Below are 22,215 nucleotides of genomic sequence, written 5' to 3' on the forward strand. Positions count from 1 at the left end.
ATGGGCTTGGCGCTGTAGGGCATTATGCCGCAGCGCTATAAAAATGGGACAAAAAAAACGCCCCGGATTGAAGCCCGGGGCGCCTTTATTTCCTGCGGATCAGCCGATCGTCAGTGGAACTGATTCATCGTGTTGTCCTTGCCGCCTGCCTTGAGTGCGGCTTCGCCGGCAAAGTATTCCTTGTGGGCGTCGCCCATGTCGGAACCGGCCATGTTCTGGTGCTTCACGCAGGCGATACCCTGGCGGATTTCCTGACGTTGGACGCCTTTGACGTAGGCCAGCATGCCCTGGTCCGCGAAGTACCCTTTCGCCAAGTTGTCGGTGGACAGCGCAGCGGTGTGGTAGGTCGGCAGGGTGATCAGGTGGTGGAAGATACCGGCCTCAGCAGCGGCGTCGCGCTGGAAGGTGCGGATCTTCTCGTCGGCGATCTTGGCCAGCTCGGTTTCGTCGTACTCGACGCTCATCAGCTTGGCGCGATCGTACGCCGACACATCCTTGCCTTCCGCGACGAAGGTGTCGAACACCTGCTGGCGGAAGTTCAGCGTCCAGTTGAACGACGGGCTGTTGTTGTAGACCAGCTTGGCGTTCGGGATCACTTCACGGATGCGGTTGACCATCGCGGCGATCTGGCCCACGTGCGGCTTCTCGGTTTCGATCCACAGCAGGTCGGCGCCGTTTTGCAGCGAGGTGATGCAGTCCAGCACGCAACGGTCTTCGCCGGTGCCTTTGCGGAACTGGAAGAGGTTGCTCGGCAGGCGCTTGGGACGCAGCAGCTTGCCTTCGCGCTTGATGACCACATCGCCATTGCCCAGCTCGCTGGCGCTGATTTCCTCGCAGTCGAGGAACGAGTTGTACAGGTCGCCCAGGTCGCCCGGCTCGTTGGTCACGGCGATCTGCTTGGTCAGGCCAGCGCCCAGCGAGTCGGTACGCGCTACGATCACGCCGTCGTCCACGCCCAGCTCGAGGAAGGCGTAGCGAACCGCGTTGATCTTGGCCAGGAAGTCGGCATGGGGAACGGTCACTTTGCCATCCTGGTGACCACACTGCTTCTCGTCCGAGACCTGGTTTTCGATCTGGATGCAGCAGGCACCCGCTTCGATCATCTTCTTGGCCAGCAGATAGGTGGCTTCCGGGTTGCCGAAGCCGGCGTCGATGTCGGCGATGATGGGTACTACGTGGGTCTCGTAGTTGTCGATCTGCGACTGGATTTCGCTGGCCTTGGCGTTGTCATCGGCAGCGCGGGCGGCGTCCAGTGCGGAGAACAGCAGGTCGAGTTCGCGGGCGTCGGCCTGGCGCAGGAAGGTGTACAGCTCTTCGATCAGCGCAGCTACCGAGGTTTTCTCGTGCATGGACTGGTCGGGCAGCGGGCCGAACTCGGAACGCAGCGCGGCAACCATCCAGCCGGACAGGTAGAGGTAACGCTTGTTGGTGGTCTTGAGGTGCTTCTTGATCGAAATCAGCTTCTGCTGACCGATGAAGCCATGCCAGCAGCCCAGCGACTGGGTGTAGACGGAGGAGTCAGCGTCGTACTCCTCCATGTCCTTGCGCATGATCGCGGCAGTGTACTTGGCGATGTCCAGACCGGTCTTGAAGCGGTTCTGGGTGCGCATGCGGGCGACGAATTCGGGGTTGATGGCGCTCCAGCTGCTGCCTGCCTTTTCTTTGAGAGCGGCGACGGCCTTGATGTCGTTTTGATAAGCGGACATGGTCGATCCTTTCGAAGTAGAGAATGGGTAAGCGCTGGGCGCTGCCACTCGAAACCTGTGTGCTGAAGTCAATGGGTTCGGGTGCTCGGGCTACTGCGTCGAGGGATCGACTAGGGCGAGGTTGCTGCTGAGGAGGGGAACGAGCGGGCGGGCGGCGTTCTGGCGGGTTTGAACGAACCGATCGGGCGGTTCGCCGACAGAAGCATGCAGTCCATCTCGTTGTAACGCTAAGCGCTTCCCCGTCCCTCAGGACGACTTCGTTCCAGTCGCAACCTCGTCAAACTGCCTTGTGGGCGGCGCAGACACGGAACGGCTCGACTGGTTGGTCTGAGCACGCTCCGGGAGACCTCTTTCGAGGCCCCTGGCTAGCGGGAGCGAGGCCATCATGCCCCTGGCAAAAACGTTCGTCAAACGATTTTGTAGTGTTTTTTCAAAGCTACTACAAAAGTCTGATGAGGCTGAAGATGACTGATCAGTCGAGCGCCTCGACCTTCACCCGAAGGGTCATGTCGTCCTGCCCCTGGGTCGAATAACGCTGCACGAAACCACGCTGATCGGCCTGGCTGCCCTGAGTCACGCCACCCAGCGGCAGCCATTCGCCGAGCCGTCCGCTGATGCGGGTGTCGGTGCTCTGGATGTCGATGGCACCGGGTTGGCGCTGCGAGAGGCGATCCCGGTTGCTGCTGATGTTCAGGTGCACGGTATCGCCCGTCAGGCTGGCAGTGACGTAAAAACCCTGGGTGACGTTGCGGTACTGGGTGTCCTGATACACCTGCCCGTAGGGACCGGTGCTCGTCGTTGTCAGGGGCACGCTCTGGCCGACCTGGATCAGCGCCGGATAGCCTTCGGTTGCCTGCACCTGTTGCACACCGTCGCCGCGGCTTTCCGTACTGTGGCGGATGATCCGCACCTGGTCTCGGCCATTCACTTCACCACGCCCGCTCTCGACGGATACGCCACCGGCGCTGGCGGAACCGTCCACACGGTAACCCCGGTCATCGCGCGAACTGGCTTCCTGGGTGTCGACGCTGATCAGCAGTCGACGCGGCTGGGTATCCAGCTGACCGAGCAACCCGCGCAACTCCTGAATCTTCTCCGGCGGCGCGTTGACGACCAACTGGTTGCCGTAAGCACTCACCTTACCCTCCTGGCCGAGCACCGAACGTGCGGTGGGCAGCACGTCCTCGGCGGTGCGGAAGTTCAGCTGGATGATCTCGGTGGAGGCCTGCGCGGGCACGGCAGCGGCGAGCAGCAGGGCGACTAGGAGGGTGTGAGGCGTCATAGCAGAAAACTCCGCAGATCGGGATCGAGTGTGCTGGTGTTCCATGCCTGGTCGAACTGCGCCTGGCGCAGTCGCACCTGGGCGACATCGCGATAACGGACGTGACCTGCGTATTGATCGAGCTCGGGACGCAGCAACAGCCCGCAGTCGTCGGCGATGAGGAAGGCGCACTCTTCGTTGGGGTAGTCGGGATGCAGCTTGCGTATCTGAAAGTTGCTCGACAGGCGCCGGCTGAGGTTCAACAGGCGATGGCCTTCCTTCACGGCGCGGCTGGAATCACGCAGGAGGATGCGCAAGTGGTTCCGTGGATGAGCCAGCAGGAAGCGCGTGCAGGCTTCCTGGATGCTGCTGTGGTTGTACAGCCAGGGCTCGAGGTCACTGCTGTACAGGCACAGGGCGCGGCGCGCCTGCTGCAGAAGGGCGATGGCATGGCGACGAGTCTCGTCCGCCGTGCGGAACGTCTGGAGTTCCGTGGTCTGGTTGAGCGTGAAGGGCGCCGCTTCCCAGCGCTCCGCCTCGGGGAGCTCGGGAAGGGGATTGTGCACATCGAAACGACCCGGCGACTGGAACTCGATAGCGGGCAGGTCGCTCGGCTCGTCAGGCAATTCCGGGGCATCGTTCATGCGAATCCTCAGTGACTGCGGCGCACCATGTCGACGTGGGGAATGCCGGCTTCGAGGTATTCGCTGCTGACGATCTCGAAGCCAAGGCGCTCGTAGAACGGCGCGGCATGGACCTGTGCACTGAGCGTCTGCTCGGCCAGGCCGAGGCGCTCGGCCTCGGTCAGCACGGCGCGCATCAGCGCATCACCGACCTTCAGCCCGCGCCAGTCGCGCAGCACCGACACCCGGCCGATGTGGCCGTTGGATAGCAGCCGCGCGGTGCCTATCGGGAAGTCGCCCTCCAAGGCGAGGAAATGCACGGCGCTCGCGTCGTCCGAATCCCATTCCAGTTCCGGCGGCACCGCCTGTTCGGCAATGAACACGCTTTCGCGGATACGTCTTAGCTCGGCATTTTCCTTCTGCCAGTCGGCGACACGAACGTGGATGCTACTCATCGGCAAACTCCAGACTTCCCTGTTTGACCAACTCCCACAGGAGATTACGCCCGTCGTCGTCGGCAAGCCATTGCGTGAGGTTTTCCTGATGCAGCGCGTCGCAGGCGCAGACCAGCTTCAGCAGCTCCAGCAGGTGTTCGGGCAACAGACGGCTCTGTCCGCTGGCGAACAGCAGCAGGCCGATATCGACCTGACTCCAGGCCATGCGCGCACTGGGGTTGCGGATCAGCACCGCGCCATCCTCGAGAGCCTTGAGGAAATCGCGCTCGGAAAGCTCTTCGCCGGCGACGAGTTCCGGATAACGCGGTTCGGTCATGAACTGGCCAAACCAGGTGAGCAGGAGGCGCTCGTCGCCCATGTGCTCGTCCAGCAGCGATTTAAGGCGCTGCAAGGCGTCCATCTGGATCTGGTGCGGGTCGCTGACCGGCGCGATGTCGGCGTCGCCGTAACGGTCTTCGTCCGGGAGGAACTGGGCGAGGAAATCGGTGAAGTGAGTCAGCACTTCGGCAGCGCTGGGGGCGCGGAAGCCCACGGAATAGGTCATGCACTCATCCACCGCGGTGCCGAAATGCGCCAGCCGCGGGGGCAGGTAGAGCATATCGCCGGGCTCCAGAACCCAGTCGTCGGTCTCGTCGAAGCCGGCCAGGATGCGCAGGTCGGCATGGTCGAGCATCGGGCTGTCGCTGTCGCACATCTGCCCGATCTTCCAGCGACGCTGACCATGGGCCTGCAGCAGGAACACGTCGTAGTTGTCGAAATGCGGTCCCACGCCGCCGCCGGGCGCGGCATAGCTGATCATCACATCGTCGATGCGCCAGCTCGGCAGGAAGTGGAAGTGCTCGCGCAGCTCGGCGACTTCCGGAACGAACTGGTCGACGGCCTGCACCAACAGCGTCCAGTCACGCTCGGGCAGATTCTGGAAGGCGTCCTCGGCGAACGGGCCGCGGCGCAATTCCCAGGGGCGCTCGCCGTGCTCGATGACCATCCGCGACTCGACCTGCTCTTCCAGAGCCAGGCCGGCCAGCTCGTCCGGGGACAGCGGGCTTTCGAAGTTGGGAATGGCCTGACGGATCAGCAGCGGCTTCTTTTGCCAGTAGTCACGGAGGAACTCACGCGCGCTGATGCCGCCGAGGATTTGCAGGGGAAGATCGGAAGTCATGCGTTTGCCTATGCAAATAAAAACGCCCGGCACTGCCGGGCGTGCAGAAAAGTGAGGCGGGTCAGATGCGCTTGGCCTGGGCCACGGCATTGCCGATGTAGGTGGCTGGCGTGAGCTTGCGCAGCTCGGCCTTGGCGTCTTCCGGCATCTCCAGCCCGTCGATGAAAGTCTGCAGCGCCTCCGGGCTGATGCCCTTGCCGCGGGTCAGCTCCTTGAGTTTCTCGTAGGGATTCTCGATGGCGTAGCGGCGCATGACGGTCTGGATCGGCTCGGCGAGGACTTCCCAGCAGGCGTCCAGGTCTTCAGCAATCTTCTGAGCGTTGAGCTCCAACTTGCTGATTCCCTTGAGGCTTGCCTCGTAGGCAATCACGCTATGGGCGAAGCCGACACCGAGGTTGCGCAGCACGGTGGAGTCGGTCAGGTCGCGCTGCCAGCGGGACACCGGCAGCTTGCTGGCCAGGTGCTGGAGTAGCGCGTTGGCGATGCCGAGGTTGCCTTCGGAGTTCTCGAAGTCGATCGGATTGACCTTGTGCGGCATGGTCGAGGAACCGATCTCGCCGGCGATGGTGCGCTGCTTGAAGTAACCTAGGGAGATGTAGCCCCAGATGTCGCGATCGAAGTCGATGAGGATGGTGTTGAATCGGGCAGTGGCGTCGAACAGCTCGGCGATGTAGTCGTGCGGCTCGATCTGCGTCGTGTACGGGTTCCACTGCAGGCCGAGATCCTGCTCGATGAACTCGCGGGCGTTGGCTTCCCAGTCGATGGACGGATAGGCCGACAGGTGCGCGTTGTAGTTGCCCACCGCGCCGTTGATCTTGCCCAGCAGCGGCACGCCGGCGACCTGGGCGATCTGGCGCTCCAGGCGATAGACCACGTTGGCCAACTCCTTGCCGAGGGTGGTCGGCGAGGCCGGCTGGCCGTGGGTGCGCGAGAGCATCGGCACGTCGGCGAACTTCACCGCCAGCTCGCGGATCGACTCGGCGACCTGGCGCATCAGCGGCAGCAGCACGGTGTCGCGGCCTTCGCGGAGCATCAGGGCGTGGGACAGGTTGTTGATGTCCTCGCTGGTGCAGGCGAAGTGGATGAATTCGCTGACCTTGGCCAGTTCCGGCAGCTTCGCCGCCTGCTCCTTGAGCAGGTATTCCACGGCCTTGACGTCGTGATTGGTGGTGCGTTCGATTTCCTTGATGCGCTCGGCGTGTTCGAGCTGGAAATCCTCGGCCAGTCGATCGAGCAGCGCGTTGGCTTCGGCCGAGAAAGGCGCGACTTCGGCGACGCCGGAGTGGGCGGCCAGGCGTTGCAGCCAGCGGACCTCGACCTGTACGCGGAAACGGATCAGGCCGTATTCACTGAAGATCGGGCGCAGAGCGCTGGTTTTGCCGGCGTAGCGGCCATCGACGGGGGAAACCGCGGTGAGCGAGGAAAGCTGCATGGGGCGTTCTCGGACGGTCGGGGCAGGAAATGGGGCGCGTATCATACACGAATCGGCCGACCTGCCGACCGCGTGCCCCGACGGTCAGTTGCGCAGCAGCGGGTACAGCTCGGCCAGCAGCTTGCGGCGGCTGAACACCAGTTGCCAGCGATGTCCGCCCAGCTGGCGCCATAGGCGCGCGGAGCGAATACCGGCGAGGAGCAGGGCTCGGATCTTCGAGGCGTTGCTGCTTTGCTGCAGGAAGCGCATGTCGCCATGCACCTGGATGCGCTGGCGGAAGGTGCTCAGGGTGTCCTGATAGAGCCCGCCACAGGCGGCGATGACGTTATCGTGAACGAGCCCGAAGTGCTGCACCTGCAGTTGGATCTGGTCCAGGCGGGTGCCGATGGTCTCGAGCATGTCGTCGCGCTTGGCCAGCTTGCGTTCGAGGCCGAGCAGAGCAAGCGCGTAGCGCAGCGGCTCGCGCTGCAGGCTGTTGGGGTCGCGCTCCAGGGCACTGGCCAGCGCGCGATAACCGTCGCGCAGGTTGAGATCGTCGCCGCCGTAGACGTCCAGTGTGTTTTGCGGATCGCGTACCAGCAGGCTGCCGAGCAAGCAACCAAGGGCGCCTTCGTTGACCTGGCCGGTCCTGGCGATCCGGTCGGCGAGCGCGGCGGCGCTGAACACCGCTCCAAGGGCGACCAGCTGTTCCTGTATCGGCGTCATGCGAATTCCTTGGTGGTGCAGGGTTCGGCGATTTCGATGACGCCGCCGCCGAGGCAGATTTCGCCGTCGTAGAACACCACCGACTGACCCGGCGTCACGGCGCGCTGGGGCTCCTCGAAAACGGCGCGGTAGCCGTCGGGCGTACGCTCCAGCGTGCAGGCCTGATCCGACTGGCGATAGCGGACCTTGGCGGTCAGCGGCCGTGGCGTGGTGCCGAACTCGACCGGGTTGACCCAGAAGATCTCGCTGGCGAGGAGGGCGCCGGAAAACAGCAGCGGATGGTCGTTGCCCTGGCCGACGATCAGTACATTGCGCTCCAGATCCTTGGCCAGCACGTACCACGGCTCGTCGCCGGCATCCTTCAAGCCGCCGATACCCAGCCCCTGACGCTGGCCGATGGTGTGGTACATCAGCCCCGCGTGCCGGCCGATGACCTCGCCGCGGGTGTTCTGGATTTCGCCCGGTTGCGCCGGCAGATACTGCTTGAGGAAGTCGGAGAAGCGCCGCTCGCCGATGAAGCAGATGCCGGTGGAGTCCTTCTTCTTCGCGGTCGCCAGCCCATGCATTTCAGCGATCGCGCGCACTTCGGCCTTTTCCAGCTCGCCAACCGGGAACAGCGTGCGGGCGATCTGCTCGCCGCCGACGGCGTGGAGGAAGTAGCTCTGGTCCTTGTTCGGGTCGAGGCCCTTGAGCAACTGGGTCTGCCCATCGACATCGCGGCGGCGCACGTAATGGCCGGTGGCGATCAGGTCGGCGCCGAGCATCAGCGCATAGTCGAGGAAGGCTTTGAACTTGATTTCGCGGTTGCAGAGGATGTCCGGGTTCGGCGTACGCCCGGCCTTGTACTCGGCGAGGAAGTGCTCGAAGACGTTGTCCCAGTATTCGGCGGCGAAGTTCGCGGTGTGCAGCTTGATGCCGATCCGGTCGCACACCGCCTGGGCGTCGGCGAGGTCTTCGCGCGCGGTGCAGTATTCAGTGCCGTCGTCCTCCTCCCAGTTCTTCATGAACAGACCTTCCACCTGGTAGCCCTGCTTGAGCAGGAGAAGTGCGGAAACCGAGGAGTCCACGCCGCCGGACATGCCGACGATGACGCGTGTATGGGCTGGATCGTGCATAGGTTCGGGGTTGACGGCCACAAAAAGGAGTAATTCTAACAGGCGAACTGCCGCAGGGCGATCAGCCGGCCGTGCGGATCAGCGCCAGCGGAAAGCGCTCGCCGCGGAGGTAGTCGTCGATGCAACGCACTACCAGCTCGCTGCGCCAGCGCTCGGGCACGGCGGCGAGTTCGTCGCGGGTCATCCAGCGCGGCCCGATGATGCCGTGGTCTAGCGGCGAATCGGGCAGGTGTCGCAGCGGCCGCGCGGCGAAGCAGACGCGTTGGTAGGTCACGCCGTTGCTCGGCGCGGTATACAGATAGATGCCGGTAACGGCGGTCAGCTCGACCTCCCAGCCGGTTTCCTCGAGGGTCTCGCGCAAGGCGGCCTGGAGCAGACTTTCGTTGGCTTCGAGATGACCCGCCGGCTGGTTGAGGACGGCTTTCTCTCCCGCGAACTCTTCCACCAGCAGGAAGCGCCCCTGGTCTTCGACGACGGTGGCGACGGTGATGTGCGGATTCCAATCCACAAGGATGACCTCTGTAGGGTGAACGGCCGACCATGATCGCCCGGAAACAGAACCCCCGGCACGTGGGCCGGGGGTCTGTTGAAACGCAACAACCTTCGCGGTCAGCCCTGGATCAGGGCGTCGATCGCGGCGTTGAAGGTTTTGCTCGGGCGCATGACCTGGCTGGTCAGCTCCGGGTTGGAGCGGTAGTAGCCGCCGATGTCCACCGGCGATCCCTGGACCGCATTCAGTTCGGCGACGATGGTCGCTTCCTGCTCGGCCAGGGTGCTGGCGAGCTTGCTGAAACGCTCGCGCAGCGCGGCGTCTTCGCTCTGGGTGGCCAGGGCTTCGGCCCAGTAGAGCGCCAGATAGAAGTGGCTACCACGGTTGTCCAGCTCGCCAGTCTTGCGCGAAGGCGACTTGTTGTTGTCGAGCAGCTTGCCGGTCGCGGCGTCGAGGGTGGTGCCCAGCAACTTGGCTTTCCGGTTGTCGGTCTTGATCCCGGTTTCCTCAAGGGACACGGCCAGGGCCAGGAACTCGCCAAGCGAATCCCAGCGCAGGTGGTTTTCCTCGATCAGCTGTTGGACATGCTTGGGGGCCGAACCACCGGCGCCGGTTTCGTACATGCCACCGCCGGCCATCAGCGGAACGATGGAGAGCATCTTCGCCGAAGTGCCCAGCTCCATGATCGGGAACAGGTCGGTCAGGTAGTCGCGCAGGACGTTGCCGGTCACCGAGATGGTGTCCTTGCCACGAATCATTCGCTCCATGCTGAAACGGATGGCTTCGTTGTAATCCATGACGCGGATGTCGAGACCGTTCAGGTCGTGCTCTTGCAGATACGCGTCGACCTTCAGCTTCAGCTGGCGGTCGTGCGCACGCTCCGGGTCGAGCCAGAAGACCGCCGGGGTGCCGGACTGGCGGGCGCGGGTGACGGCCAGCTTCACCCAGTCGCGGATCGGGGCATCCTTGGTCTGGCAGGCGCGCCAGATGTCGCCGGCTTCGACTTCGTGCTGGATCTTCACGGTGCCGTCGGCCAGCACGACGCGCATGATGCCGTCGGCCTTCATCTCGAAGGTCTTGTCGTGGGAACCGTATTCCTCGGCCTTCTGCGCCATCAGGCCGACGTTCGGTACCGAGCCCATGGTGGTCGGATCGAACGCGCCGTTGGTTTTGCAGAAGTTGATCATCTCCTGATAGATGCGCGCGTAGGTGCTTTCCGGCATCACCGCCTTGGTGTCCTTCTGCTTGCCGTCGCGGCCCCACATCTGGCCGGAGTTGCGGATCATCGCCGGCATCGAGGCGTCGACGATGACATCGCTCGGGATATGCAGGTTGGTGATGCCCTTGACCGAGTCGACCATCGCCATTTCCGGGCGATGGCTGTACACCTCGTGGATGTCGTGGAGGATCTCTTCCTGCTGCGAGGCAGGCAGCGACTTGATCTTGTCGTAGACGCTAGAGAGACCGTTGTTCGGGTTCACGCCCAGCTCTTCGAAGAGCGCGCCGTGCTTCTCGAAGACGTCCTTGTAATACACGCTGACGGCATGGCCGAAGACGATGGGGTGGGACACCTTCATCATGGTCGCCTTGACGTGCAGGGACCACATGACGCCGGTTTCCTTGCAGTCCTGCAGAGTCTTCTCGAAGAAGGCACGCAGCTTGTTGCAGCTCATGAACATGCCGTCGAAGACTTCGCCTTCCTTCAGGCTCAGCTGCTTCTTGAGCTCGACCTTGCCATCCTTGCCGACGAATTCGATGCGCACGTCACCGGCCTGGGGCATGGTGAAGGACTGCTCGCTGGAGAAGAAGTCACCGCCGCGCATGTAGTCGGCGTGGGACTGCGAAGCCATGCTCCACTTGCCCATCGAGTGCGGATGCTTGCGGGCGTAGGCCTTGACCGCGGCCGGGGCGCGACGGTCCGAGTTACCTTCGCGCAGCACCGGGTTCACGGCGCTGCCGAGCACTTTGCTGTAACGCGCGCGGACTTCTTTTTCCGCGTCGGTCTGCGGGTCTTCGGGGAAATCCGGAACGGCGAAGCCCTGCGCCTGCAGCTCGGCGATCGCGCCTTTGAGTTGCGGCACGGAGGCGCTGATGTTCGGCAGCTTGATGATGTTGGCGTCTGGCGAGGTGGCCAGAACCGCCAGTTGGGCCAGTTCGTCTTCGACCGGTTGGCTGCTGTCGAGCTGGTCAGCGAAGCTTGCGATGATGCGTCCAGCCAGAGAGATATCGCGGGTTTCGACGTCTATATCGGCGGAGGCCGCGAAGGCCTTGACGATGGGAAGAAGCGAATAGGTTGCGAGGGCGGGGGCTTCGTCGGTGAAGGTGTAGGTAATCTTCGAGCGGGTGGACATTGGCGAGAACTCTCTCTTTGCTGGGCGTGCACAGGATCTCGAGGCGCGCCGGATAGACGCTTTCGCTCAGGTCAGAGTCGAAATTCGAGAATTTGCCGCAGGTGATGTTGATGGCACCAGTAGAGCGTTGTGCGGTCGGATCTGGTTTGCGATTCGACCGTTGCGAGGGCGGACATCCTGTTGCAGATGTCTCGGCTCTCGATGACTCTTTAGTCACGCGGCGCAGTATACCACCGTGTTGTTCGTCGGGAGCTTGCCGGTGCCCGATGATTAGACTAAGGAATACAGCTCGGCTCGACGCAGGTGGACTACGCTGAACACCTGCCTGAGGTTAACCACAACGTGGAGTACAGCATGGGATATCAAAAGATTCAGGTGCCTGCCGATGGTGTGAAAATCACCGTAAACGCCGATAACACCCTGAATGTGCCGAACAATCCGATCATTCCCTTCATCGAGGGGGATGGCATCGGTATCGATATCAGCCCGGTGATGATCAAGGTCGTCGACGCCGCCGTCAAAAAGGCCTACGGCGGCGAGCGCAAGATTTCCTGGATGGAAGTCTATGCCGGCGAGAAAGCCACCCAGGTCTACGATCAGGACACCTGGCTGCCGAAGGAGACCCTCGAGGCCGTTCGCGATTTCGTCGTCTCGATCAAGGGCCCGTTGACCACCCCGGTGGGCGGCGGCATTCGCTCGCTGAACGTCGCACTGCGGCAGGAACTCGACCTCTACGTTTGCCTGCGCCCGGTGCGTTGGTTCGAGGGCGTGCCGAGCCCGGTGAAGAAGCCAGGCGACGTCGACATGACGATCTTTCGCGAGAACTCCGAAGATATCTATGCCGGTATCGAGTGGAAAGCCGGATCGCCCGAGGCGACCAAGGTCATCAAGTTCCTCAAGGAAGAGATGGGCGTCACCAAGATCCGCTTCGACCAGGATTGCGGCATCGGCATCAAACCGGTATCGAAGGAGGGCACCCAGCGCCTGGTGCGCAAGGCGTTGCAGTACGTCGTCGACAACGACCGCGAGTCGCTGACCATCGTCCACAAAGGCAACATCATGAAGTTCACCGAAGGTGCCTTCAAAGACTGGGGCTACGAGATCGCCAAGAACGAATTCGGCGCGGAGCTTCTCGATGGCGGTCCCTGGATGCAGTTCAAGAACCCGCGGACCGGCAAGAACATAGTCGTCAAGGACGCCATCGCCGACGCCATGCTCCAGCAGATTCTGCTGCGCCCGGCGGAATATGACGTCATCGCTACCCTGAACCTGAACGGTGACTACCTCTCCGATGCGCTCGCGGCGGAAGTGGGTGGCATCGGCATCGCGCCGGGCGCCAACCTGTCGGACACCATCGCCATGTTCGAGGCTACCCACGGGACTGCGCCCAAGTACGCCGGTCAGGACAAGGTCAATTCGGGGTCGATAATTCTGTCTGCCGAAATGATGCTGCGCCACCTGGGGTGGGTCGAAGCGGCGGATCTCATCATCAAGGGTACCAATGGAGCGATCTCGGCCAAGACGGTGACCTACGATTTCGAGCGCCTGATGGATGGCGCAACGCTGCTGTCCTGTTCCGAATTCGGCGATGCATTGATCGCCCATATGTAAAGTGATGGACAAAAGAAAAGGCCGATCAGAGATCGGCCTTTTTTGCACGCTATCCAAGGGTCAGGCCTCGGCGGCCTGACTCTGTAGATTTACCGCCGGCGTCAGGTTTTCGGCATTGCTCAACACAGGGCTAATGTTCACCGCGTGTAGCCCCTTGGGCCCTTGAATGATGTCGAAACTCACAGGCTGTCCTGCCTTAAGGGTTTTATAACCGTCCATCTGAATGGCCGAGTAATGAGCGAACAGGTCCTCATCTCGGCCGTCGGCCAGAACGAATCCATAGCCTTTGGCGTTGTTGAACCACTTGACCTTACCGCTGAGCATGCTGACATCCCTCTGCAAAGGACTCCATCTCTGGAGTATCATCCACGACGACTCCACGCAAAAAAGCAATTCGCGTGGGCTCCCAATACCCAACTGGGCATTCATTGTTTGTAACACCGTTTCGCCGTTAGTCAAGGCTATGCGGCGGACGGTTGAGAAGCCTGTCATATTTGCCCTGCAGCCCAGCTCCAACCATGTGCGAGCCTTTATTTCCGTATGTTTGCAAGCAGCCAGATTCGACTAACATTCAATCAGGATGGTCCGGACAAGTGGGAGGACGAAGCGTCCGGGCTCGCTGTGCAGGAAGCCAAACCAAAATTGCAGGCACCTCCGCTGTATAAAGTGGTCATGTATAACGATGACTACACGCCGATGGATTTCGTCGTCGAAGTGCTGGAGGTGTTTTTTAATCTGAACCGAGAACTGTCGACCAAAATCATGCTGGCCGTCCATACAGAAGGGCGTGCAGTATGCGGAGTGTTCACCCGGGATATCGCAGAAACGAAGGCTGAACAGGTCAATCAGTACGCGAGGGAAAGCCATCATCCGCTACTCTGTGAAATCGAGAAGGACGGTTAGACGCCGGCCACTTGGGTATGAGGTGAAGCTATGTTGAACCGCGAACTCGAAGTCACCCTCAATCTGGCCTTCAAGGAAGCCCGTTCCAAGCGTCATGAATTCATGACCGTGGAACACCTGCTCCTGGCCCTGTTGGATAACGAAGCTGCAGCCACCGTATTGCGTGCCTGCGGCGCCAGCCTCGACAAGCTCCGGCATGAGTTGCAGGAGTTCATTGACTCGACCACCCCGCTCATTCCGCAGCATGACGAAGAACGCGAAACTCAGCCGACGCTCGGGTTTCAGCGGGTTCTGCAGCGCGCCGTTTTCCATGTGCAAAGTTCTGGCAAGCGCGAAGTAACCGGCGCGAATGTGCTGGTCGCCATCTTCAGCGAGCAGGAGAGCCAGGCGGTTTTCCTGCTCAAGCAGCAGAGCGTTGCCCGCATCGACGTCGTCAACTTCATCGCCCATGGCATTTCCAAGGTGCCTGGTCAGGGTGATCAGGCTGACGGCGAGCAGGAAATCAACGACGAGGAAGGCGGTGAGGCCGTCTCCACCAATCATCCCCTGGAAGCTTATGCCAGCAACCTGAACGAGCTCGCTCGTCAGGGCCGCATCGACCCTCTGGTCGGGCGCGAAAGCGAAGTCGAGCGCGTGGCTCAGATCCTGGCCCGTCGGCGCAAGAACAACCCGCTGCTGGTTGGCGAGGCCGGTGTCGGCAAAACGGCGATCGCCGAAGGCCTGGCCAAGCGTATCGTTGATGGTCAGGTACCCGACCTTCTCGCCGATAGCATCGTTTTCTCCCTCGACCTGGGCGCGCTGCTCGCGGGCACCAAGTACCGCGGCGACTTCGAGAAACGCTTCAAGGCCCTGCTCAACGAGTTGCGCAAGCGGCCTCATGCGATCCTCTTCATCGATGAGATCCACACCATCATCGGTGCCGGTGCGGCTTCGGGCGGCGTGATGGATGCGTCCAACCTGCTCAAGCCGCTGCTGTCTTCCGGCGAGATCCGTTGCATCGGCTCGACGACCTTCCAGGAATTCCGCGGCATCTTCGAGAAAGATCGCGCACTCGCTCGGCGCTTCCAGAAGGTCGATGTGGTCGAACCTTCCGTGGAGGACACCGTCGGCATCCTGCGCGGCCTGAAAGCTCGTTTCGAACAGCATCACCACATCGAGTACAGCGATGAGGCGTTGCGCGCCGCCGCCGAGCTGGCGTCTCGCTACATCAACGACAGACACATGCCCGACAAGGCCATCGACGTGATCGACGAGGCGGGCGCCTATCAGCGTCTCCAGCCAGAAGAGCGGCGTGTGGCGCGCATCGACGTGGCACAGGTGGAAGACATCGTGGCGAAGATTGCCCGTATTCCTCCCAAACACGTGTCCAGCGACGACAAGGAGCTGCTGCGTAACCTGGAGCGCGATCTCAAGCTCACGGTGTTCGGCCAGGATGCAGCCATCGACTCGCTGTCGACGGCGATCAAGCTGTCTCGTGCGGGTTTGAAGGCGCCGGACAAGCCGGTGGGTTCGTTCCTCTTCGCCGGACCGACCGGTGTCGGCAAGACCGAAGCGGCGCGGCAACTGGCGAAAGCCATGGGCATCGAGCTGGTGCGCTTCGACATGTCGGAGTACATGGAACGGCACACCGTTTCCCGGCTGATCGGCGCGCCTCCGGGCTACGTCGGCTTCGACCAGGGCGGTCTGCTTACGGAAGCGATCACCAAGCAGCCGCATTGCGTGTTGCTGCTCGATGAGATCGAGAAGGCGCACCCGGAAGTCTTCAACCTGCTGCTGCAGGTGATGGACCATGGCACGCTGACCGACAACAACGGACGCAAGGCGGATTTCCGCAACGTGATCCTGATCATGACCACCAACGCCGGTGCGGAAACCGCGTCGCGCGCCTCGATCGGCTTCACCCATCAGGATCACTCTTCGGATGCCATGGAAGTCATCAAGAAGAGCTTCACTCCGGAGTTCCGCAACCGCCTGGACACCATCATCCAGTTCGGCCGCCTGAGCACCGAAGTGATCAAGAGCATCGTCGACAAGTTCCTCACCGAACTGCAGGCGCAGCTCGAGGACAAGCGCGTGCAACTCGAAGTCAGCGATGCCGCTCGCGGCTGGCTGGCAGAGCGTGGTTACGATGCGCAGATGGGGGCTCGGCCGATGGCGCGCCTGATTCAGGACAAGATCAAGCGTCCTCTGGCCGAAGAGATCCTGTTCGGCGAACTGGCAGAGCATGGAGGAATCGTGCACATCGATGTCGAGGCCGGTGAATTGGCCTTCGAGTTCGAAACCACGGCGGAAGTGGCCTAGCCGCTTCCTTCCGGACTGCGCAATAACGAAAACGCCCGGCTAGACCGGGCGTTTTTCATGACGCGAAAACTTCAGCGGGCGCGGTAGGTGATGCGGCCTTTGCTCAAGTCGTAGGGCGTCAATTCAACACGAACCTTGTCGCCGGTGAGAATGCGGATGTAGTTCTTGCGCATCTTTCCGGAGATGTGCGCGGTAACGACGTGCCCGTTTTCCAACTCCACTCGGAACATGGTGTTGGGTAGGGTGTCGACGACAGTGCCTTCCATTTCGAAGCTGTCTTCTTTCGACATTCAGTAAAGCCCTCGGTGTTCTATAGGTGGCCGGACGCAAACGGCGCCTGGCAAAAGCGGCGTGCATTGTGCCCGAAAATGTGTCTTGTCGCCAAGCGATTCAGGTCAGAGCGACCCAGCGCTGGTTGACGAACAGCTCTATCGGCCGGTACTGGGTCTTGTAATTCATCTTCCGACAATTCTTGATCCAGTAGCCGAGGTAGACCGCGTGGAGGCCAAGACGTGCGGTCTCGCCGATCTGCCAGAGAATGGCGTAGCGGCCGAGGCTGCGGCGTTCTTCATCGGGGTCGTAGAAGGTGTAAACCGCGGAAAGACCGTTCGGCAGCAGGTCGGTGACGGCGATCGCCATCAGCCGGTCGCCAAGACGGAACTCATAGAAGCGCGCGAAATTCAGGTCGCGGACGAGAAAGGTGCTGAATTGATCGCGACTCGGCGGATACATATCGCCATCGGCGTGGCGCTGTTCGATGTAGCGCGCGTAGAGCGCGTAATACTCTTCGCTGAACTTGGGCCGTACCGGCATGACGCACAGGTCGGCATTGCGCTTGAGAATGCGTTTCTGCTGGCGATTGGGTTGGAACTGGTCGGCTGGAATACGCGCAGGGACGCAAGCCGAGCAACGCTGGCAGTGAGGTCTGTAGAGGTGATCGCCACTGCGACGAAAGCCCATCTCCGACAGCCCGGCATACACCTGCGCATCCATGAGCTGGCTGGGATCGAGGAACAGGGTGGTGGCCTGCTCGCCGGGCAGATAGCTGCATGGATGAGGCTGGGTGGCGTAGAACTTCAGGCGAGCCAGCTCTGTCATCGTCGGCACTCGGGTGGACCTGACGCCAGTGTAAGCCAGGCTGCCGGTCACGCCTAGACGAGCCAGTCGGCGGTCGTCGGTTGATCCAGGTGGCGTTCGAGCCACCCGGCAAACTCGGCGCGGGAAATCGAGCGTGCGCCGAAACTCTGCAGGTGCTGGGTGGGCATCTGGCAATCGATCAGGACGAAACCCCACTGCCGCAAACGCTCAACCAGCGTAACGAAACCCACCTTGGAGGCATTGTCGACCCGACTGAACATCGACTCGCCGAAGAACAGTTGCCCCATCGCCAGTCCATAGAGCCCACCCACCAGTTCATCGTCCAGCCACACCTCCACCGAATGGACGAAGCCCAACTCGTGCAAGCGCAGGTAGGCCTGCTGCATCGGCTCGGTGATCCAGGTGCCATCGCTGTAGGCGCGAGGTCCGGCGCAGCCCTGCAGGACGTCCACGAAGGCACTGTCAAAAGTCACCCGGAAGCGTTGTTGGCGAAGAACCTTCGCCAGACTGCGGGAAACGTGAAGTGCTTCGGGCGGTAGAACGGTGCGCGGGTCGGGCGACCACCAGAGTATGGGCTGGCCATCCTGGAACCACGGGAAGCAGCCATGTCGATAGGCCCGGATCAGGCGTTCGGCGCTGAGATCGCCACCCGCGGCGAGCAGGCCATTGGGCTCGCGCATGGCTTTGCTCAGCGGCGGGAATTCCAGCGAATCGCGGGAGAGCCAGGTCAGCATGGCGGGGGAGGGCGACAGGCAGGCCACGGGCCCGCCCGAAGGCTCAGATATCGTCGAGGAATTTTTCGGCGTCCAGCGCGGCCATGCAGCCGGCGCCTGCCGAAGTGATCGCCTGGCGATAGACGTGGTCGGCCACGTCGCCGGCGGCGAATACGCCCTCAATGCTGGTGGCTGTGGCGTTGCCTTCACCGCCGCCGCGCACGATCAGATAGCCGTCACGCATTTCCAGCTGGCCCCGGAACAGGTCGGTGTTGGGTTTGTGGCCGATGGCGATGAAAACGCCGGCCAGCGGCAGTTCCCTGGTCGTTCCGCTCAGGGTGTCTTTCAGGCGCACGCCGGTCACGCCGCTGGCATCGCCCAGGACCTCGTCCAGCGCATGGTTCCAATGGATGCGGACGTTGCCGTTGGCGGCTTTGTCGAACAGCTTGTCCTGCAGGATCTTCTCCGAGCGCAGCTTGTCGCGACGGTGGACCAGATGGACCTCCTTGGCGATGTTCGACAGATACAGGGCTTCCTCGACGGCGGTGTTGCCACCGCCCACCACGCAGACGACCTGGTTGCGGTAGAAGAAGCCGTCGCAGGTGGCACAAGCGGACACGCCGCGACCAGCGAAGGCTTCCTCGGAAGGCAATCCGAGGTACTGGGCAGAGGCGCCGGTGGAAATGATCAGGGCATCGCAGGTGTAGGTGGCGTTGTCGCCCTTGAGGGTGAACGGACGCTGCTGCAACTCGGCGGTATGGATATGGTCGTAGACGATCTCGGTATCGAAGCGCTCGGCGTGTTTCTGCATGCGCTCCATCAGCGCCGGGCCGGTCAGCCCCTCGACATCGCCGGGCCAGTTGTCGACTTCGGTGGTGGTGGTGAGCTGTCCACCGGGCTGGATTCCGGTGATCACCAGCGGCTTCAGATTGGCCCGGGCGGCGTACACCGCAGCGGTGTAGCCCGCGGGACCGGAGCCCAGAACGATCAGCCGCGAATGCTTGACTTCACCCATAAAAAGACTCCATAAGCCTTTGTCACAAAAGAGAATGCATGCTCCAATTGGGCCGCACGCAAGGGAATGCCAATTATGCTACACCGAAGAATGGGCGAGCGGGGAGCAGCGGTTTTCCGACACCGCGCCCGGGCGGTCGACATGGGCAGCGCCTTGGCAAAGCCGTACAATGGACCGCATTTTCGCCGTCATCGTTAGTTGGCGCGCCCCGAGCGCAGGAAAGACGTGTTTTGAAGAATTCCAGTTCTACCCTCCAAACCCCTCCCTGGCGACAGCAACTGAACTACCGCCTGAAGGAGGGCGCGCTGATCGCCCTGGGTGCGCTTTGCCTGTACCTGTGGATGGCGTTGCTCACTTACGACCAGAACGATCCGGGCTGGTCGCACACCAGCCGCGTGGAGCAGGTGCAGAACGCTGCCGGCCGTGCCGGCGCCTGGTTCGCCGACATCCTGTTCATGGCCCTCGGCTATTTCGCTTACCTGTTCCCCTTGTTGTTGGCGGTGAAGACCTGGCAGGTGTTCCGTAACCGCCACCAGCCCTGGCAGTGGAACGGCTGGCTGTTTTCCTGGCGTCTTATCGGCCTGGTGTTCCTGATTCTCTCCGGCGCTGCGCTGGCGTATATCCACTTCCATTCCACCAACAGCATGCCGGCATCGGCGGGCGGCGCGCTGGGCGAGAGCCTCGGCCAACTGGCCGTCGCCGCGCTGAACGTGCAGGGCAGCACGCTGCTGTTCCTGGCGCTGTTCCTCTTCGGCCTCACCGTATTCGCCGACCTGTCCTGGTTCCGCGTGATGGACATCACCGGCAAGATCACCCTGGATCTGCTGGAGCTGATCCAGAGCGGCATGAACCGCTGGTGGAGCGCCCGCAACAACCGCAAGCAACTGGTCGCCCAGTTGCGCGAGGTGGACGACCGGGTGAATACCGTGGCCGCACCACTGGTGCCCGATCGCCGCGAGCAGGCCAAGGTCAAGGAGCGCCTGATCGAGCGCGAGGAAGCGCTGACCAAGCACATGAGCGAGCGCGAGAAGCGCCAGCCCCCGGTGATCACGCCTCCAGCGCCGGCGAAAGCCGCCGAGCCGAGCAAGCGGGTACTGAAGGAAAAGCAGGCGCCGTTGTTCGTCGACAGCGCCATCGAAGGTTCGCTACCGCCGATTTCGATCCTCGACCGCGCCGAGAAGAAGCAGAAGAGTTTCTCTCCGGAGTCCCTCGAGGCGATGTCGCGGCTGCTGGAAATCAAGCTCAAGGAGTTCGGCGTCGAGGTGATCGTCGAGTCCGTGCATCCGGGGCCGGTGATCACCCGCTTCGAGATTCAGCCCGGCATCGGCGTCAAGGTCAGCCGCATTTCCAACCTGGCCAAGGACCTTGCCCGCTCGCTGGCGGTGATCAGCGTGCGGGTGGTCGAGGTCATTCCGGGCAAGACCACGGTCGGCATAGAGATTCCCAACGAGGATCGCCAGATCGTACGCTTCTCCGAAGTGCTCGAATCCAGCGAGTACGACGACGCCAAGTCGCCGGTCACCCTGGCCCTGGGCCACGACATCGGCGGCAAGCCGATCATCACCGACCTGGCGAAGATGCCGCACCTGCTGGTCGCGGGTACCACCGGCTCCGGTAAATCGGTGGGCGTCAACGCGATGATCCTGTCGATCCTGTTCAAGTCCGGTCCGAAGGACGCACGACTGATCATGATCGACCCGAAGATGCTCGAACTGTCGATCTACGAAGGCATTCCGCACCTGCTGTGTCCGGTGGTCACCGACATGAAGGAGGCGGCCAACGCGCTGCGCTGGAGCGTTGCCGAGATGGAGCGGCGCTACAAGCTGATGTCGAAGATGGGCGTGCGCAACCTGGCCGGCTTCAACCGCAAGGTGAAGGAGGCCGAGGAAGCGGGCACGCCGCTCGCCGATCCGCTGTACAAGCGCGAGAACATGCACGACGAGGCGCCGCTGCTCGAGCACCTGCCGACCATCGTGGTGGTGGTCGACGAGTTCGCCGACATGATGATGATCGTCGGCAAGAAGGTCGAAGAACTGATCGCGCGTATCGCACAGAAGGCGCGGGCTGCAGGCATCCACCTGATCCTCGCCACCCAGCGCCCCTCGGTGGACGTGATCACCGGCCTGATCAAGGCCAACATCCCGACGCGCATGGCGTTCCAGGTGTCGAGCAAGATCGATTCGCGGACCATCATCGACCAGGGCGGCGCGGAGCAATTGCTCGGCCACGGCGACATGCTCTACATGCCGCCGGGCACCAGCCTGCCGATTCGTGTGCACGGCGCCTTCGTGTCCGACGAGGAAGTCCACCGCGTGGTCGAAGCCTGGAAGCTGCGTGGCGCGCCGGATTACAACCAGGACATCCTGGCCAGCGTCGAGGAGGCCGGCAGCGGCTTCGAAGGCGGCAGCGGCGAGGGTGGCGAGGACAGCGAGGACGATCCGCTCTACGACGAGGCGGTCAACTTCGTGCTGGAAAGCCGCCGCGCGTCGATTTCCGCCGTGCAGCGCAAGCTGAAGATCGGCTACAACCGCGCCGCGCGGATGATCGAATCGATGGAAATGGCCGGCGTAGTGACCTCGATGAACACCAATGGCTCGCGCGAAGTGATCGCGCCGGGGCCGACCCGCGACTGACTGATGAGGATTTCCATGCGCCTGTTTCGCGTGCTGTTGCTGTCCCTGCTGGGTTTCGCCGCCATGCCGGCTCACGCCGACCAGGATGCGTCGGTGAAGCGCCTGACCGAACTGCTCCAGCAAGCGCAGACCCTGACCTCGCGCTTCACCCAGCTGACCCTCGACGCCTCCGGCGCCAACCTGCAGGAAACTGCGGGCGAGCTGGCGTTGAAACGCCCGGGGCTGTTCCGCTGGCACACCGACGCGCCGCAGGAGCAACTGCTGGTGTCGAATGGCGAGAAGGTCTGGCTGTACGATCCCGACCTGCAGCAGGTCACCGTGCAGAAGCTCGACCAGCGCCTGACCCACACGCCCGCGCTACTCCTGTCCGGCGACGTCTCGCAGATCAGCGAGAACTTCGAGATCAGCCACAAGGAAGCCGGCGGCGTGGTCGATTTCGTGCTCAAGCCCAAGGCCAAGGACACGCTGTTCGACAACCTGCGCGTGTCCTTCCGCAACGGCACCATCAACGACATGCAGCTGATCGACAGCGTTGGCCAGCGCACCAACATCCTGTTCCTCGGCGTGAAAATGAATCAGCCGATCGACGCCGGGCAATTCGACTTCAAGATTCCCGAAGGCGCCGACGTCATTCAGGAATAAGA

At 62.3% G+C, this 22,215-nt stretch carries 20 protein-coding genes; 5 read left to right on the top strand and 15 right to left on the bottom strand.

The features are described 5' to 3' along the window. Positions 1–110 precede the first annotated feature (110 nt). The 10 genes from B3E91_RS16260 to B3E91_RS16305 all read right to left on the bottom strand — a co-directional run bounded on the left by B3E91_RS16260 (position 111) and on the right by B3E91_RS16305 (position 11,297). Positions 111–1,706 (bottom strand): isocitrate lyase, encoded by a 1,596-nt coding sequence (locus B3E91_RS16260; protein WP_287030502.1) that lies wholly within the window; start codon positions 1,704–1,706, stop codon positions 111–113. 472 nt (positions 1,707–2,178) lie between these two features. Beyond that, positions 2,179–2,988 carry a secretin N-terminal domain-containing protein gene (locus B3E91_RS16265; protein WP_287030503.1) on the bottom strand — a complete coding sequence of 270 codons (810 nt, stop codon included), beginning with the start codon at positions 2,986–2,988 and terminating at the stop codon, positions 2,179–2,181. After that, positions 2,985–3,611, bottom strand: coding sequence for a histone acetyltransferase HPA2 (locus B3E91_RS16270; RefSeq protein WP_287030504.1), 627 nt, complete (start codon positions 3,609–3,611; stop codon positions 2,985–2,987). The genes B3E91_RS16265 and B3E91_RS16270 overlap by 4 nt, the downstream gene beginning before the upstream one ends. 8 nt (positions 3,612–3,619) lie before the next feature. Then, the gene (locus B3E91_RS16275) at positions 3,620–4,045 is read right to left on the bottom strand and encodes a GNAT family N-acetyltransferase (protein WP_286786051.1); all 426 of its coding nucleotides are present in this window, start codon (positions 4,043–4,045) and stop codon (positions 3,620–3,622) included. After that, positions 4,038–5,204 carry a cupin domain-containing protein gene (locus B3E91_RS16280; RefSeq protein WP_287030505.1) on the bottom strand — a complete coding sequence of 389 codons (1,167 nt, stop codon included), beginning with the start codon at positions 5,202–5,204 and terminating at the stop codon, positions 4,038–4,040. Before B3E91_RS16280 ends, B3E91_RS16275 begins: the two co-directional genes overlap by 8 nt. A 61-nt stretch (positions 5,205–5,265) precedes the next feature. Further along, positions 5,266–6,636, bottom strand: coding sequence for an adenylosuccinate lyase (gene purB, locus B3E91_RS16285; RefSeq protein WP_287030506.1), 1,371 nt, complete (start codon positions 6,634–6,636; stop codon positions 5,266–5,268). A gap of 84 nt (positions 6,637–6,720) precedes the next feature. Next, entirely contained in the window at positions 6,721–7,341 is a 621-nt protein-coding gene (hflD, locus tag B3E91_RS16290; protein ID WP_090230938.1) for a high frequency lysogenization protein HflD, read from the bottom strand. Beyond that, a complete protein-coding gene (gene mnmA, locus B3E91_RS16295; RefSeq protein ID WP_287030508.1) occupies positions 7,338–8,456 on the bottom strand; it encodes a tRNA 2-thiouridine(34) synthase MnmA in 1,119 nt (372 codons plus the stop codon). The genes hflD and mnmA overlap by 4 nt, the downstream gene beginning before the upstream one ends. Positions 8,457–8,517: 61 nt before the next feature. Then, positions 8,518–8,964, bottom strand: a complete 447-nt coding sequence (locus tag B3E91_RS16300; protein WP_273230615.1) for an NUDIX hydrolase — start codon at positions 8,962–8,964, stop codon at positions 8,518–8,520. Between the two features lie 101 nt (positions 8,965–9,065). Then, positions 9,066–11,297 carry an NADP-dependent isocitrate dehydrogenase gene (locus B3E91_RS16305; protein ID WP_287030509.1) on the bottom strand — a complete coding sequence of 744 codons (2,232 nt, stop codon included), beginning with the start codon at positions 11,295–11,297 and terminating at the stop codon, positions 9,066–9,068. A 354-nt stretch (positions 11,298–11,651) separates the two neighbouring features. Here B3E91_RS16305 and icd point away from each other — a divergent pair, with 354 nt between their 5' ends. Continuing rightward, positions 11,652–12,908: an NADP-dependent isocitrate dehydrogenase gene (gene icd / locus B3E91_RS16310; RefSeq protein WP_287030510.1), complete on the top strand. Its 1,257-nt coding sequence runs from the start codon at positions 11,652–11,654 to the stop codon at positions 12,906–12,908. 60 nt (positions 12,909–12,968) lie between these two features. On the opposite strand, the gene cspD is transcribed toward icd, so the two are convergent. Beyond that, positions 12,969–13,232 carry a cold shock domain-containing protein CspD gene (gene cspD / locus B3E91_RS16315; protein WP_090231083.1) on the bottom strand — a complete coding sequence of 88 codons (264 nt, stop codon included), beginning with the start codon at positions 13,230–13,232 and terminating at the stop codon, positions 12,969–12,971. 216 nt (positions 13,233–13,448) lie between these two features. Here cspD and clpS point away from each other — a divergent pair, with 216 nt between their 5' ends. Both clpS and clpA read left to right on the top strand, forming a co-directional pair. Next, a complete protein-coding gene (gene clpS, locus B3E91_RS16320) occupies positions 13,449–13,811 on the top strand; it encodes an ATP-dependent Clp protease adapter ClpS (protein ID WP_090231082.1) in 363 nt (120 codons plus the stop codon). Positions 13,812–13,841: 30 nt separating this feature from the next. Further along, positions 13,842–16,112 carry an ATP-dependent Clp protease ATP-binding subunit ClpA gene (gene clpA, locus B3E91_RS16325; RefSeq protein WP_287030511.1) on the top strand — a complete coding sequence of 757 codons (2,271 nt, stop codon included), beginning with the start codon at positions 13,842–13,844 and terminating at the stop codon, positions 16,110–16,112. A 71-nt stretch (positions 16,113–16,183) separates the two neighbouring features. Here clpA and infA read toward each other — a convergent pair whose 3' ends face one another. The 4 genes from infA to trxB all read right to left on the bottom strand — a co-directional run bounded on the left by infA (position 16,184) and on the right by trxB (position 18,938). Further along, positions 16,184–16,402: a translation initiation factor IF-1 gene (gene infA / locus B3E91_RS16330; RefSeq protein WP_002553999.1), complete on the bottom strand. Its 219-nt coding sequence runs from the start codon at positions 16,400–16,402 to the stop codon at positions 16,184–16,186. A 100-nt stretch (positions 16,403–16,502) separates the two neighbouring features. Further along, a complete protein-coding gene (locus B3E91_RS16335) occupies positions 16,503–17,210 on the bottom strand; it encodes an arginyltransferase (RefSeq protein WP_090230932.1) in 708 nt (235 codons plus the stop codon). A gap of 53 nt (positions 17,211–17,263) precedes the next feature. Continuing rightward, positions 17,264–17,944: a leucyl/phenylalanyl-tRNA--protein transferase gene (aat, locus tag B3E91_RS16340; protein ID WP_287030513.1), complete on the bottom strand. Its 681-nt coding sequence runs from the start codon at positions 17,942–17,944 to the stop codon at positions 17,264–17,266. A gap of 43 nt (positions 17,945–17,987) precedes the next feature. Further along, entirely contained in the window at positions 17,988–18,938 is a 951-nt protein-coding gene (trxB, locus tag B3E91_RS16345; protein WP_287030515.1) for a thioredoxin-disulfide reductase, read from the bottom strand. A 230-nt stretch (positions 18,939–19,168) separates the two neighbouring features. On the opposite strand from trxB, the gene ftsK reads away from it, so the two are divergent. Next, entirely contained in the window at positions 19,169–21,571 is a 2,403-nt protein-coding gene (gene ftsK / locus B3E91_RS16350) for a DNA translocase FtsK (RefSeq protein WP_287030517.1), read from the top strand. Between the two features lie 15 nt (positions 21,572–21,586). Beyond that, complete coding sequence (gene lolA, locus B3E91_RS16355) at positions 21,587–22,213, top strand: outer membrane lipoprotein chaperone LolA (protein ID WP_090230928.1); 627 nt, start codon at positions 21,587–21,589, stop codon at positions 22,211–22,213. Positions 22,214–22,215: the final 2 nt, after the last annotated feature.

The organism is Pseudomonas sp. UBA6310 (genome assembly GCF_002438225.1).
GTDB lineage: Bacteria > Pseudomonadota > Gammaproteobacteria > Pseudomonadales > Pseudomonadaceae > Pseudomonas_O > Pseudomonas_O kuykendallii.

Excerpts from the sequence above, each read along its gene's own strand:
- B3E91_RS16260 (WP_287030502.1), bottom strand. The coding sequence starts at position 1,706 with ATGTCCGCTTATCAAAACGACATCAAGGCCGTCGCCGCTCTCAAAGAA.
- B3E91_RS16265 (WP_287030503.1), bottom strand. The coding sequence starts at position 2,988 with ATGACGCCTCACACCCTCCTAGTCGCCCTGCTGCTCGCCGCTGCCGTG.
- B3E91_RS16270 (WP_287030504.1), bottom strand. The coding sequence starts at position 3,611 with ATGAACGATGCCCCGGAATTGCCTGACGAGCCGAGCGACCTGCCCGCT.
- B3E91_RS16275 (WP_286786051.1), bottom strand. The coding sequence starts at position 4,045 with ATGAGTAGCATCCACGTTCGTGTCGCCGACTGGCAGAAGGAAAATGCC.
- B3E91_RS16280 (WP_287030505.1), bottom strand. The coding sequence starts at position 5,204 with ATGACTTCCGATCTTCCCCTGCAAATCCTCGGCGGCATCAGCGCGCGT.
- purB (WP_287030506.1), bottom strand. The coding sequence starts at position 6,636 with ATGCAGCTTTCCTCGCTCACCGCGGTTTCCCCCGTCGATGGCCGCTAC.
- hflD (WP_090230938.1), bottom strand. The coding sequence starts at position 7,341 with ATGACGCCGATACAGGAACAGCTGGTCGCCCTTGGAGCGGTGTTCAGC.
- mnmA (WP_287030508.1), bottom strand. The coding sequence starts at position 8,456 with ATGCACGATCCAGCCCATACACGCGTCATCGTCGGCATGTCCGGCGGC.
- B3E91_RS16305 (WP_287030509.1), bottom strand. The coding sequence starts at position 11,297 with ATGTCCACCCGCTCGAAGATTACCTACACCTTCACCGACGAAGCCCCC.
- icd (WP_287030510.1), top strand. The coding sequence starts at position 11,652 with ATGGGATATCAAAAGATTCAGGTGCCTGCCGATGGTGTGAAAATCACC.
- cspD (WP_090231083.1), bottom strand. The coding sequence starts at position 13,232 with ATGCTCAGCGGTAAGGTCAAGTGGTTCAACAACGCCAAAGGCTATGGA.
- clpS (WP_090231082.1), top strand. The coding sequence starts at position 13,449 with ATGTTTGCAAGCAGCCAGATTCGACTAACATTCAATCAGGATGGTCCG.
- clpA (WP_287030511.1), top strand. The coding sequence starts at position 13,842 with ATGTTGAACCGCGAACTCGAAGTCACCCTCAATCTGGCCTTCAAGGAA.
- infA (WP_002553999.1), bottom strand. The coding sequence starts at position 16,402 with ATGTCGAAAGAAGACAGCTTCGAAATGGAAGGCACTGTCGTCGACACC.
- B3E91_RS16335 (WP_090230932.1), bottom strand. The coding sequence starts at position 17,210 with ATGACAGAGCTGGCTCGCCTGAAGTTCTACGCCACCCAGCCTCATCCA.
- aat (WP_287030513.1), bottom strand. The coding sequence starts at position 17,944 with ATGCTGACCTGGCTCTCCCGCGATTCGCTGGAATTCCCGCCGCTGAGC.
- trxB (WP_287030515.1), bottom strand. The coding sequence starts at position 18,938 with ATGGGTGAAGTCAAGCATTCGCGGCTGATCGTTCTGGGCTCCGGTCCC.
- lolA (WP_090230928.1), top strand. The coding sequence starts at position 21,587 with ATGCGCCTGTTTCGCGTGCTGTTGCTGTCCCTGCTGGGTTTCGCCGCC.